This window comes from Bradyrhizobium sp. ISRA442, assembly GCF_038085055.1.
GTDB lineage: Bacteria > Pseudomonadota > Alphaproteobacteria > Rhizobiales > Xanthobacteraceae > Bradyrhizobium.
Map to the genome: position 1 here is coordinate 296,770 of NZ_JALGCN010000008.1, position 13,271 is coordinate 310,040.

Annotated in this window: 12 protein-coding genes; 7 read left to right on the forward strand and 5 right to left on the reverse strand. The window is 60.6% G+C overall.

The window, feature by feature from the left end:
* Positions 1-247 precede the first annotated feature (247 nt).
* The 4 genes from MTR72_RS19505 to MTR72_RS19520 all read right to left on the reverse strand — a co-directional run bounded on the left by MTR72_RS19505 (position 248) and on the right by MTR72_RS19520 (position 2,502).
* A complete protein-coding gene (locus MTR72_RS19505; protein ID WP_341510843.1) occupies positions 248-547 on the reverse strand; it encodes a hypothetical protein in 300 nt (99 codons plus the stop codon).
* Positions 548-828: 281 nt separating this feature from the next.
* A complete protein-coding gene (locus tag MTR72_RS19510; RefSeq protein ID WP_280965511.1) occupies positions 829-1,635 on the reverse strand; it encodes a hypothetical protein in 807 nt (268 codons plus the stop codon).
* A gap of 211 nt (positions 1,636-1,846) precedes the next feature.
* Positions 1,847-2,218: a hypothetical protein gene (locus MTR72_RS19515; RefSeq protein ID WP_280965510.1), complete on the reverse strand. Its 372-nt coding sequence runs from the start codon at positions 2,216-2,218 to the stop codon at positions 1,847-1,849.
* Between the two features lie 14 nt (positions 2,219-2,232).
* A complete protein-coding gene (locus tag MTR72_RS19520) occupies positions 2,233-2,502 on the reverse strand; it encodes a hypothetical protein (protein WP_280965509.1) in 270 nt (89 codons plus the stop codon).
* A 210-nt stretch (positions 2,503-2,712) separates the two neighbouring features.
* On the opposite strand from MTR72_RS19520, the gene MTR72_RS19525 reads away from it, so the two are divergent.
* The 7 genes from MTR72_RS19525 (at position 2,713) to MTR72_RS19555 (ending at position 10,705) form a co-directional block, all read left to right on the forward strand.
* Positions 2,713-3,024: a hypothetical protein gene (locus MTR72_RS19525; RefSeq protein ID WP_280965508.1), complete on the forward strand. Its 312-nt coding sequence runs from the start codon at positions 2,713-2,715 to the stop codon at positions 3,022-3,024.
* A gap of 16 nt (positions 3,025-3,040) precedes the next feature.
* Positions 3,041-5,392, forward strand: coding sequence for an arylsulfatase (locus MTR72_RS19530; protein ID WP_341510844.1), 2,352 nt, complete (start codon positions 3,041-3,043; stop codon positions 5,390-5,392).
* A 167-nt stretch (positions 5,393-5,559) separates the two neighbouring features.
* Positions 5,560-7,965, forward strand: coding sequence for an arylsulfatase (locus MTR72_RS19535; protein WP_280971052.1), 2,406 nt, complete (start codon positions 5,560-5,562; stop codon positions 7,963-7,965).
* Between the two features lie 100 nt (positions 7,966-8,065).
* On the forward strand, positions 8,066-8,479 hold the full coding sequence (locus tag MTR72_RS19540) for a hypothetical protein (RefSeq protein WP_341510845.1): 414 nt from the start codon (positions 8,066-8,068) through the stop codon (positions 8,477-8,479).
* Between the two features lie 29 nt (positions 8,480-8,508).
* Complete coding sequence (locus MTR72_RS19545) at positions 8,509-8,811, forward strand: hypothetical protein (protein WP_280965505.1); 303 nt, start codon at positions 8,509-8,511, stop codon at positions 8,809-8,811.
* A 5-nt stretch (positions 8,812-8,816) separates the two neighbouring features.
* Positions 8,817-9,260: a DUF2721 domain-containing protein gene (locus MTR72_RS19550; protein WP_280965504.1), complete on the forward strand. Its 444-nt coding sequence runs from the start codon at positions 8,817-8,819 to the stop codon at positions 9,258-9,260.
* Between the two features lie 122 nt (positions 9,261-9,382).
* Positions 9,383-10,705: a TAXI family TRAP transporter solute-binding subunit gene (locus MTR72_RS19555; RefSeq protein ID WP_280965503.1), complete on the forward strand. Its 1,323-nt coding sequence runs from the start codon at positions 9,383-9,385 to the stop codon at positions 10,703-10,705.
* Between the two features lie 84 nt (positions 10,706-10,789).
* Here MTR72_RS19555 and MTR72_RS19560 read toward each other — a convergent pair whose 3' ends face one another.
* Positions 10,790-13,189 (reverse strand): TonB-dependent receptor, encoded by a 2,400-nt coding sequence (locus tag MTR72_RS19560; RefSeq protein WP_280965502.1) that lies wholly within the window; start codon positions 13,187-13,189, stop codon positions 10,790-10,792.
* Between the last annotated feature and the right edge of the window lie 82 nt (positions 13,190-13,271).

A 13,271-nucleotide genomic window follows, 5' to 3' on the forward strand; every position in this document is an offset into this window, starting at 1 on the left:
AACACATAATAAAATCGCAGGATAAGTTTGAGATGATTTCGAAGAAATACTTATGAACTGGCGTCGCGAAACCGAGGCTGTCTGACAGCAGCGGAGGTGCAAACGCATTGGCAATGCGAGCGCCGTGTTTGAAGATGGCATGCATGGAAGCGCTGCCCGAATCAGGCATGCCGCGATACGCCCGCAGCGTCTCGTCAGATCAAAGCGATCGAAAACGGAACTCTTCAAACCGAACTGCGACGATCGGCTAGCCAGTCAACCTTGCGATCGACGGATTGGACCGCGGCGCAATTCGCAGTTCACCAGGGTCGATCATCGACTGCGGTGTCGCCCGACAGCACCTTGCCTGTGCGCGAAGTGGATCACTCCACGTCCAGCGCACGCGCCAAACCGGATTATTGGCGTAGGCCGGGATACGCCAGAGCCAGATGGTTTCGTAAACACTGTCGCCGAGCCGCTCCACGTCCGGATGCGGTATCGGCCAAAGCGCCGTGACGGCGAGAGCGACCGCCAGGACGGGTCCCACTGAAAAAATTACTTTGCGCATTCTCATTTCTATAATTTAAGAGCGGCGACTGCCGCAGATGCAATGAGCGGTCAAAACACTTGGGGCGTTCCATCAGTAGAACACCCCTTTCCAAAATTGGAAATCCGGAACTCTACGGTTGCCGGGATGCTACGGGGTTACGCTTCTCGGATTGTGCGATGATCGCGCTTGATGCGGCAACATAGACGGCGCTGTGCGATCGGCCCTTAGTGCCCAACCAAAGTCTGAGCGGATATTGGCCGACGCCGGCACGGTCTCGGAAATAAATGCTCGGTTTGCACTCAGACGCGCTCGGGCGCGATGTGGTGCTGAAAAACCTTCCAGTCTGCGATCTTCACGCCCGTAAAAGCTTCGGCGGCCTCTTGCCAAGGGGTCGCGTGCCAGTTGTGGCGGGCATGACCCCGCCCCATGACGTCCCGCATTTCCGCTGCCGTCACGCCATAGGCCGTTGCGCTGTTGTCGTTGTGGACATTGATCTTTCCGCCCGTGCCGACATGGCCGAGGCCGATCAGATGACCGACCTCGTGGAAGTGAGTCCAGAACTTCACTGTTGAGTGCGGAATCATCTGCTCCGATTTGATGTCGTTCTGGCTGTAAAGGACTGAGTTCGAACGGAAGTCCACACCGTCCCGTGCGCGAACGACGGCAATTGTATAGTGCGCGTCGTGGGCCGCTGAGACCGCCTTGAGATCAAGCTTGCAATACACGTTGCATCGGTAGGCTGGACGACCGTGGGCGAGATAGTTTAGCCCGTCATACGTTTTCGGCGTCTTCAACCAGAACTGGCCGTCCCAGAAACGTTGCGCACTACTCGTGAGATTCCGAACGTACTGTTCGAACTCGCCGGGTTTCCATTTCTGAATGGATTTCTTGGACGGATGCGTGGCGGTATCGTCCGCATCGCCGTAGGTCCCGGTTTTTCCGGCGGGGTCGATCTTCGCGAAGAAGATACGGATAAAGATCGTGAGATAGGCATTGGTGGAATGGTCGATCTTCCAATCGACAAGATCGGCGTCCCACTTGCCGCCGTAGGTCAGTTTCGGCCCTGTCCGGATGAGCGTGCCGAACTTGAAATCGATCGGTCCCATGGTCGCCTCCGCTGACAGCGTCGACGTGCCGGTCTGAAAGTTCTGTCGTGGCGAGTATGGACGGTCACGTCTGCTGCGGAGCTTATCACCGCGAACGGGACGTGTACATTCGCCGTCTGCGTCCCCCCACCACTTGAGCGTCGTACCGCAGGTTTACTTAGGTGCTCCGCCGTTTGTTCAGAGGCTCGTGAGCAGCGCCCGCGGTGCTCCGCTACTGCTTGTTTCGATTCTTGCTCGCGCCCCTGTGCGGCGGCGTCGACGACAGCGCGCTTGCCGTCTCCGTCATCTGGATGCAGGTGAGCAGATCGACATAGCTTTGGGTTCCGAGCGATGTCGCCTCGTTCTCGCAGGAGTCACGGACTGCGGGTTTGGCCGTCGCCCATACCGTGCCGAGCTGCTTCTGCGCTGCCGTCTCATCGCGCATACAATCGGCAAAGCTTTGCGCCAACGCCAATCCCATCGCCTTGTCCGTCTCGGACGTCGACTCGCAGAGCGCTTCGACCTTCAGTTCGGGCACGCGATCGGACACGGGTATCAACGAAGGGCTTGCGAGCAATCCAAATGCAAAAAGGATGGCCTTCATCTATCTCTCCATCTCTAGAACTGTCCGGGCTGCGCCGGCGGGCCGGGCCAATCAGACCTGATATTGGTGGGATTGTTGCGATCGAACAGATCCTGGCGCAACGCGAAGCCACGCTTGGCAGAAAGGGCATTGAGGTCGAAAATTGATGGCGCCTCGGGCTTGGCTGTGCCGATCGTTTTCTGCGGTGAAACATGTCGGGCCGCCGCCGTTTGGGCAGACGCAGTGCCCGCCGTTGCGAAAGCGGCAGCAGCAAGAATGAGGACGAACGATGCATTGGAGAACATATGAACTCTCCTGCAATCAATAAACCGCCCGCGCAGACGGCCACGGCATCTCGTGACGGATGTTGATCTAGATCAACATCGACGGGCGCGGAAGAGTACCGCCCATCGCGCATCGGTTCAAACCTTCGATGATACCCGGCACTGCGGCGGTGTTCGCGCCAAATGCTGGGGGCATCGGAGCAATCAGATACATTTTCGTATGGATTTCGTATGGATCAGTTCTTGCGCCGCTTATCTGTGGCGAAGCATGCCGCGGAGAAAGATATCTCCGCCTCTGGTCAGCCATTTTGTCCGTTGATCCAGGTCAAGTCCCTCTTGTCGAGATTAGCCAAGGATTACGCTTCATTTGAAGGGAGGTATTGCAATGAGCGCTACCCGATCCTTCGCGGCTGCATTTGCACTTATATTTGTATTTGCTTCTTCAGCGCCGGCGTTTGCGCAACAGACGCAACTAAGCGCGCCGCCGCCCGGTTCAGCCGCCGCCACGGCCCCGATAGACGGAAGGCAGCTTCCGCCGCCTGATCCGAAATTCGGCGGCGTGATCAAGGACGACGCGCTGCAATCGAAGCCGTGGTGGCCGCCGCGTGTCGTGCCGCCGAAGAGCGCACCGAACGTGCTGCTGATCATCACGGACGATGCCGGTTTCGGTGTGCCCAGCACCTTCGGTGGCGTCATCCCGACCCCGACGATGGAGCGCATCGCGAATGAGGGGTTGCGCTACAATCGCGTCTTCTCGACCGCGCTGTGCTCACCGACCCGCGCGGCGCTGATTACCGGACGCAATCACCATTCGGCCGGCTTCGGCGTGATCTCCGAGCAGTCGACCGGCTTCCCCGGTTACAACAGCATCATTGCGAAGGACAAAGCGACGATCGGCCGGATTTTGCTCGACAACGGCTACGCGACATCATGGTTCGGCAAGGACCACAACACGCCGGCGTTCGCGGCCAGCCAGATCGGTCCGTTCGACCAGTGGCCCATCGGCATGGGCTTCGAATACTTCTACGGTTTCGTCGGCGGCGACGCAAACCAGCGGGAGCCGAATCTCTTCCGCAACACGACACAGATCTATCCGTTCCAGGGCAAGCCGCCCGGCACCTGGAATCTCGTCACCGCGATGGCCGATGAGGCCATCGACTGGATGACGCGGCTTCACCAGACCGATCCGTCGAAGCCGCTCTTCATCAAATACGCGCCCGGCGCCACGCACGCGCCGCACCACCCGACCAAGGAGTGGGTGGACAAGATCAGCGCAATGCATCTGTTCGACGACGGCTACGAAAAGGTGCGCGAGCGCATCCTGGAGAACCAGAAGCGGCTCGGCGTGGTCCCGAAGGACACCAAGCTGGCGCCTTGGCCCAAGGACATCCTCAAGCCATGGGACCAGTTGAGCGCCGAGGAGAAGAAGCTCTTCATCCGCCAGGTCGAGGTGTTTGCGGCCTACGCCGCCTATAACGATCACGAAATCGGTCGCGTGATCCAGCACTTCCAGGATCTTGGCCGGCTCGACAACACGCTTGTCATCTACATCAACGGCGACAACGGCACCAGCGCCGAGGGCGGACCGCTCGGCACGCCCAACGAGGTGGCGTTCTTCAACGGCCTGAATGAACTGCCGGTCGACGTGCAGATGAAGTTCTACGACGTCTGGGGCACCGAGCAGACATACAACCACATGTCAGCCGGCTGGTCGTGGGCGTTTGACACGCCCTTCGACTGGTTCAAGCAGAATGCCTCCAGGCTCGGCGGCATCAACCAGAACATGGTGGTGTCATGGCCGGCGCGCATCAAGGACAAGGGCGCCCTGCGCGAGCAATTCGTCCACGTGATCGACGTGGTGCCGACGATTCTCGAGGCGGCCGGCATCCGTGCGCCCGACGTCGTCGACGGCATCAAGCAGGCGCCGATCGAGGGCACGAGCTTCGCATACACCTTCGATGCGGCGAACGCGAAAACGGCGTCCCGCCACAAGACCCAATACTTCGAGATGATGGGCCAATGGGCGCTCTATGACGACGGCTGGATGCTCTCCACCAAAGTCAACCGCGCACCCTGGCAGGCGTTCGGTCCGGCGAACCCGGATCCGCTCAACAACCAGGTCTTCCAACTCTACAACCTGACCAAGGACTTCAGCCAGACCGACGACATCGCGGCGCAGAATCCGCAGAAGGTCAAGGAGATGCGGCAGAAGTTCGTCGCGGAAGCCAGGAAGTACCAGGTCTTCCCGATGGACGCGTCGGTTGCGGCCCGCATCATCGCGCCACGTCCGAACATCACGGCCGGCCGCAAGGAGTTCGTGTACACGCGGCCGATGACTGGATTGCCGCAGGGGGACTCGCCCGTGCTGCTCAACACCTCCTACACGATCACCGCTGACATCGACGTGCCGCAGGGCGGCGCCGAGGGCATGATCCTGACCTCGGGAGGCCGCTTCGCCGGCTACGGCTTCTGCCTGCTGCAGGGCAAGCCGGTGTTCCTGTGGAACATGGTCGATCTCGAACGCATCAAGTGGGAAGGGCCGGATGCGCTGCCGCCGGGCCGGCACACGGTCGAGTTCGACTTCAAATATGAGGGCATCGGCGCGCAGACGCTCGAGTACAACAACTTCAGCGGTCTCGCGCAGCCCGGCACAGGCACGCTGAAGGTCGATGGCAAGGACGTCGCCAGGAAGCGGATGCCGAAGACGCTGCCAATGATCCTGCAGTGGGACGAAAGCTTCGACATCGGCTCCGACACGCTCACCGGCGTGAACGATGCCGACTACAAGCCTCCGTTCGCGCTGACGGCCAAGCTCAACAAGCTGACGGTCAAGGTCGACCGCCCGCAACTGTCGCCTGCGGACATCAAGAGATTGCAGGCGGGGATGCATGAGAAGGCCCAGGCTGATTGATCGCGGCACGAAGCAACAGAGGCGGGGCACTCCCCGCCTTTGTTCTCTTTCGAATGTGGTGACGAAAATGAAAGGCAACTCGCGTGCTTTGGGCCCTCGCAATTTCGGGAGGACTTGTCATGTGTACTCGCAAGATCTTCATTGCGCTTCTGTATATTTCCCCATTCATGATCTCTGCGGCAGCATTTGCCCAAAGTGCCGCCCCGATTGGATCGCCGGGCGCCACCACAACAATTGATGGAAAGCAGCTCCCGCCGCCCGATCCGAAATTTGGCGGTATCATCAAGGAAAGAGCCTCGGAGTCGAAACCATGGTGGGCGCCGCGCGTCGTGCCGCCGAAGGGCGCCCCCAACGTTCTGCTGATCATGACGGATGATCAGGGTTTCGGCGCTCCCGGTACCTTCGGCGGTGTGATTCCTACGCCATCCATGGATCGCATCGCGCAGGCCGGACTGCGCTACACTAACTTCCATTCGACGTCGCTCTGTTCACCCACGCGGGCCGCGATCATCACGGGCCGCAACCATCACTCGGTTGGCTATGGAGTGGTCAATGAAATCGGAACCGGTTTCCCGGGCTACGATTCGATCATCCCGATTGAGAAAGGTACCATCGGCACCATCCTTAAGGCGAACGGCTACGCGACCTCGTGGTTCGGCAAGGACCACAACACGCCTTCCTATCAGGACAGCCAAGCCGGCCCATTCGATCAGTGGCCGAATGGCATGGGCTTCGACTACTTCTACGGTTTCGTCGGCGGCGATGCGAGCCAGTGGCAGCCGAACCTGTTCCGCAACACGACGGCGATCTATCCCTTCCTCAACAATCCCGGCTGGAATCTCGAGACCGCGATGGCCGACGAGGCGATCCAGTACATGAAGCAGCTCAAGGAAATCGCACCAGGCAAGCCGTGGCTCGTCTACTACGTGCCTGGCGCCACCCATGCTCCGCATCATCCGACGCCCGAGTGGGTGAAGAAGATCAGCGACATGCACCTCTTCGACGAGGGCTGGAATAAGGTGCGCGAGAAAATCTTCGCCAATCAGAAGCGGCTGGGCATCATGCCCGAGAATGCCAAGCTCACGCCGTGGCCGAAAGACTTGCCCGAATGGGATTCGCTGAGCTGGGACGAGAAGAGGCTCTTCATCAAGCAAGCGGACATCTATGGAGCCTATCTCGCCTATGCCGACCATGAGATCGGACGGATCATCCAGGCCGTCGAAGACCTAGGCGAGCTTGACAACACCTTGATCATCTACATTGGCGGCGACAATGGTGCGAGCGCTGAAGGCATGCTCAACGGCACACCAAACGAGTTCACCACCTTCAACGGCGTTGCCGTGCCGGTGAAGGATCAGTTCCTCTGGTATCCGTTCTGGGGATCGGAGCGGACCTTCCCGCATTACGCCGCCGGTTGGGCGTGGACGATGGATACGCCCTTCAAATGGGTCAAGCAGGTGCCGTCACACTTCGGCGGGACCGCCCAGGGCGTGGTCATGTCATGGCCCGGGCACATCACGGACGCCGGCGGCATCCGCCGCCAATTCCATCATGTGATCGATATCGTGCCGACCATCCTCGAAGCGGCCGGCATTCAGCAACCGGATACGATCAACGGGATCAAGCAAATCCCGATCGAAGGCACCAGCATGGCCTACACGTGGGATAACGCAAACGCCGCAGCACCCACGAAGCACACGACGCAATATTTCGAGATGCTCGGTAATCGCTCAATTTATCATGATGGGTGGGTTGCGGCGACAATTCCCGTAACGCTTCCCTGGGAGCTGAGCACCAAGGCACCTCCGGACGTGATTACGGGGTACAAGTGGGAACTCTACAATGTGCAGGAGGACCCCACGCAGTACACCGACCTCGCGGACAAGATGCCGGATAAGCTGAAGCAGTTGCAGGACCTCTTCTACTCCGAAGCGAAGAAGTACAACGTGCTGCCGCTTGATAATACGACGCTTGCGCGCTGGAACACGCCGCGTCCGAGCCTCACGGCCGGGCGAACGGTGTTTACCTATACGGGCGAGCTGATCGGCACGCCCGGCAGCGCGGCGCCGAGCATCCTGAACAAGGGCTACACCATCACCGCCGACGTCGACATCCCTGAGCGTGGCGCGGAAGGCATGATCGTCACCCAGGGTGGGCGCTTCGGCGGCTATGGCCTGTTCCTGAGCAAAGGCGAATTTGGAATCGGCCGAGGCAAGGTGGTGTTCCTCTATAACCTGCTCGACCTCAAGCGCACGGCCTGGGAGGGGCCCGAACTGACGGCCGGCAAGCACGCCATCGTTTTCGACTTCAAGTCCGATGGTCCGGGCCTCGGTAAGGGCGGCACAGGCATCTTGTCGGTGGACGGCAAGGAAGTGGCGCGGAATACGCTGGAACACACGACTCCGATTACCTTCCCCGAGGACGAAAGCTTCGACATCGGCCAGGACACGCGCACTGGATTGGCGCTGGTGGAGTATCGCTACGATCCTCCGTTCAAGTTCACCGGCAAGATCGACAAGCTGACGTTCAAGCTCGAACCAGAGCCGCAGACGCAAACGCAAGGCAAGAACTAGCAGGTACACGGGGCGACGCGATGTCGCTGAATTACACACAGCAAGATGAAGTCGACCTCGAGAGGTCGACTTCGAGAGTGCATCTGTCGGTTTTGAAACCATGTGGGTCAGTCCGAGCATCGTGAAATGGACGATTCTCGCTGCCGCTCTCGAGGCCGCCGTCACCGGCCTCGTTCTGTTCGTCTGGCCACCGCTGTTCGCCTGGCTGGTCTTCGGCGCCGAATTCTCCAACGCCGGGGATGCGCTGGGAGGGCTCACGGCCATCGTATTGCTCGCGCTGGTGCTCGCGACGTGGCCGTCGACTGCCAAGACTCCCAACCAACTATCGTCTGTTCGAACGCTTCTGATCTATAACCTTCTCGCAGCGATCTATCTCGTCTATGTTGGGCTTGGCGGCAAATTGACGGGCATCCTGTTGTGGCCGGCGACCGCGCTCCACGCGATTTTTGCACTGCTGCTCGGTGCGGCCTGGTTCTCAACACGGGAAATCCAGGAAGAAGACTTTTCGATTTAGTTCACGGTCTTTGCTTGATGGAGTGTCACATGAAAGTCCTCAGCCACTGCATTGCGGTTGCGCTCGCTATAGCTCTGCCGGCCCTTCCGTCGGTACTGAGGCCGGGAAGCGGCCTCGTGGGATCGGCGCAGGCCGCCGAGGAAACGGTTCAGACCATGCTCGCGGCCCAAATACGTACGCAAGGCTTTACCTGCGAAAAAGCGCTTGGCGCGACCAAGGACGCGAAGCGATCCAAGCCGGACCATGACGTGTGGGTGCTCAAATGCAGCAACGCGAACTATCGCGTGAGCCGCGCACCCGACATGGCCGCGAAGGTGGTGCCGCTGGAGTAGCTGACATGAGCGATGCGCTGCCGCTGATTCCATCGATCGACCAGCTATCCCGCATCATCGGCAGCGTGGCGGCACCGGCGTTTCTGCTTGGGGCCGTTGCAGCGTTCATTTCGGTGCTGATGTCGCGCATGAACCGCGTGATCGATCGCTCGCAATTCCTTCACAGCATCGCCGACAGAGAAGATCCCAAAGCATACCTCAAGGTGGATATCCCCCGTCTTAAGCGCCGGGCGGCGCTCCTCAACCAGTCGATATTCTATTCCACCATGTGTGCCATCATCACAGCCTGCCTGATCATCATTGCGTTCGTGAGCGCTCTGCTGCACCTCACGCACGAATATGGCTTTGCCATTCTGTTTATTGCCGCACTGGTGTTTTTCGTCCTGTCACTGGTCAATCTCGCTCGCGAGACTCGAATTGCCCTAAGGGATTTCGACCATCATGTGTAGATTTCGACCAAGGAAATCGCGACTTGCGAGGGAAGGTCCGAGCTTGCGTGCACGAGCTCGGAACGCCGTGCACACATGAATGGGGATTGGGATACGGCCTGAAATCCGACGGAGTGATGAGCATGATCTCGATCAAACTTCCGCTCTGGCTTCGCTTTGTCCTGCTCGTAGGACTTGCCATTCTTGCGACGGGCGCAGGTCTTCTTGGCTATCGATACTATACCCGGCCGGTGACGCTGACCGTGGCGGCGGGCTCGGTTGACGGTGAGGCCGTCAAGGCAATGTCCGCTATCGCAAGCCGGCTCGTTTCGACGAATGCGGCGGTGCGCCTCAAGGTGATCGACGTCGGTACGACACTCGAAGCCGCCAAGACCTTTTCGGCGGGTGACGTTGATCTCGCGGTTGTTCGTGGCGATGTCGGCGATCTGTCTCAAGCCCAGGCTGTCGTTGTCGTGAGCCGCATGGTCGCACTTCTCATCGCTCCACCGGGCTCGACGATCGACAGCATGGATAAGCTGAAGGGCCGCCGAGTGGGCGTCATCGCAGGCGCCGCAAATGCCAGACTTGTCGACGTGCTGAGCAAGGAATATGGCCTGGATCGCGCCAAGACGTTCAAAGACATTGAGCTTGCGGATGCGCGGCGTGCGATTCAATCCAAGGAGGTTGCCGCGCTGCTTGTTGTGATCCCTTTGGCCGAGCGATACCTGGCGCAGGTGCGGGGCTTGTTTCAGCAAAGCCCGAAGGCGTTGCCGGTCCTGATTGCAATCGAGTCCGCAGGCGCGATTGCGGAGTATGATCGAGCCTATGAAAGCTTCGACGTGCCGAAGGGAACGTTACGCGGAGCCCCGCCGGTTCCAGACGATGATCTCACGACCGTGAGAACGTCGCTGTATTTGGTTGCGAGAAAGAAGCTTAGCTCCGATTTGATCGGCACTCTCACGCAAACGATCATGAGCGTTCGTAGAGACCTGTTAACCGAGCAGCCGCTGTTTGCACAAATTACCGCCCCCAGTACCGACCCGGATGCCTACCTTGCCGTGCATCCTGGGGCAGCAGCCTTCTACAACGGCACCCAACAGAGCTTCATGGATGAATACGGCAACTGGATCTATCTGACCCCGATGATTTTAGGCGGCCTGGCATCGGTTCTGGCGGCGGCCTGGAAATTTCTCGGAATCGGGCAGCCTGCAACTGTGGAAGGGCCGTTGGATTCTCTTTATGCCCTGGCGCGACGGATCCGGAAGGTCGGCACGGAGGCCGAGCTGGTGGAAATCGAAGAAGAGATTGACGGTATTCTGAAAGAGCAGCGCAGCAAGGCCGCAAAGGGAGACGAGAGTGCGGTGGACGAGGCTACATTGAATGTCGCGGCCCACAGGTTGGAGAACTTGATCCACGATCGGAGGACACTGCTTGCGACCAAACCTGCAATTTCCACTGCGGCTTAGACGCAAGGGGTGAACGCCTGCAACCGGAGGTGCAGCGCACCTCCGGCGCGATTCGGAAGCCAAACCCGATACTTCGTGTCTCGGCTAGAACTTGAAGTTGGCGAACGCCCGTACGCCGATGCCGGGCATCAGAACCTGATCTTTCGTGTAGGACACCGCGTTACGGATGCTCTCGTTGAGGAGATTGTTGCCGACGAGGCCGGCCGTCATCTCGCGCGCGCCGAACGGATTGGGACCGAGCTTGGTCTTGTAGCTGACCTCGGCCTTCAGCAGGTTATAGCCCGGCGTCGGCGTCTCCGCGATCGGGGCGACGTTGTTCTGCGCGAAGGCGTGCAACAGGTTGACGCGCATCAGCCAGTTGTCGTCGCGCCAGAACACGCCGCCGCCGATCCGCACGGGCGGAATGCGCGGCACGTTGGTGCCGTCGGTGAAGGTGGCGCGCACCGCGTCGAGCTGGTTCTCGATGCCCCAGATGCCGCCATGGAACGCGCCGACGTCGAGTTGCGACTGGAATTCGCCGCCGCGGAAGATGGCATCGCGCTGCGAATATCTCGCTTGCTGCAGTTCAAGCTGGTCCGGATTGGCGATGTCCACACAAGCGGCATCGTCGCACGTGTTGCCGGTCAATCGGCGGAATATGAAGCCGTTGAACCTCGTGTAGTAGCCGGTGAGTTCGAAACGGAACGGCCCTGTCGCCCGCCGCAGGCCGACCTCGATCGATTTTGCCGTTTCGATGCCGAGGTCCGGATTGCCGATGTCGAAGGTAGCGGTCGCGTCATGCGCGCCGCGCGAAAACAGCTCTGCCGGTTTCGGCGCTCGTTCGACGTATTGACCGGTAACGCTGGCAACCAGACCCCACGGCAGATCCTGGAGCAGGCCAATGCTCGCACTCTTGGGCGTGAAGTGCAGGTTCCGCGGCGTGGCAGGACCAATACTGGCAGGGTCGATATTAACGTCGAACACGGGAGGTATGAATGCCGGCGTTGTCCCGGAGAGATCGACATGTTCGATGCGTCCGGCAATCTGCGCCTTGGTGGTCTCGGTGAATTTCAGCTCGTTGAAGACGTAACCGGCGACCCTGTTGTTATTGTTAGGGTCCCATAATCCGTTGAGTGGGCTGCCCGGATCGTCGGGGCTCGGCGCGGTCAATTCCTGGTGGCCGGCCTGGACGCCGAACGCCGTGGTCACCTCGGCGAAGCGGGCGTTGAACGGCATCAACTGCACCTCGGTGCGGATCTCCTGCTCCTTGTTGGTGAAGGTCTGCCGCACGCCGTCGCTGTTGGGATCGAGGGGATCGGCAAGGCCGATCTCGTTGTGCCGGTAGTCGGTGGCGCCGGCCCAGAAGCGGATGGTGTCGATCGCGGCGGCATCGGGCCGGTACTCGCCCTTGACGTTGATCTTGGTCTGGTGGGCGTCAATCCGCGTGTTGTGGTCGGCGCCGTCGATGCCGGGAATGTGGTAGAGCGAGTCGTTCTGCGTGATCGCTGCGCCGATATAGCCGCCCTGGAAGAAGTAGGAGCCGCCGAGCGAGGCGCCGTCCGAGCGCGTCGCCGAATTGGGCTGACGGCCGTTCGTGATGGGCCGCGTCTGGTCGAACAGATACGGGTAGCTCGGGATGCCGTAATCCGTTGTGTTGCGGCCATACACGTCGGCATGGAAGGCGTAGTTGCCGCCGCCGGTATCGAGCAGCACACCGCTTTCGACGCCGCGATCGACCGAAGTGAAGGCGGAGCGCGTCTCGGCCGTGACGCAGGGCGATGTCGCGGCTGTGGCGAGCGGTGCCTTGGCCGGCAGGCCGTAAGTTTGGAACGGCGGCGCGTCGCAGGTCGGCACTGCATCCGGAATCCGGTTGTTGGTGGCGCTCACGACGCCGCCGATCGAGGTCGAGCCGTAGCGAAGCGCGGCGGGCCCGCGCACCACTTCGACCTGGTTGGTTGCAAGGGTATCGATCGGGACGAAGTGATCCTCGCCGAGGTCGGATGCGCCGCCGGAATTGGTGCCGTTCTCGACGATGCCGACGCGATTGACGTCGAGACCCCTGATGATCGGCCGGCTGGAGGCACCAGGCGCGAAGCTCGATCCGGTGATGCCGGGCTTGGAGAACAGGAGGTCGCCGAGCTGCCCGCCGCCCTCGCGGCGGATCTCCTCGTTCGGCACAACGGTGACTGTGGCGAACTGGTTGGTCACGATCGGCAGCACGCCTTGCTGAGGTGCAGCGGGTGGAGTAGGGGCCGGCGGCGCGGGTTCGGCCGCACGTTCGCGGTGGCGTGCAGGCGCGGCGCGGGCGACGCGGCTTGGGGTGCGTGACGGCACGACCGCCCTGCGCTGGATGGGGCTCGGCGCCGTGACCGTGACGGCGGGAAGCTCGGTGGCGGCCGGCTTTTCCTGGGCCAACTCTTGGGCGAGCGCCGGGGTCGCGGCGGCGCCGAGCAGGAGCAGGCTTGCTCCGCTAAGGCGCTGCGCGCGTCGCAATCTAGATGTCATTGTCCTGATTCCGGTCAGGCGCCGTCCGAAAGTCTGCTTGTTGATCGGAGGCGGCCTGCAATTCGACTTCAACGGCTCCCGG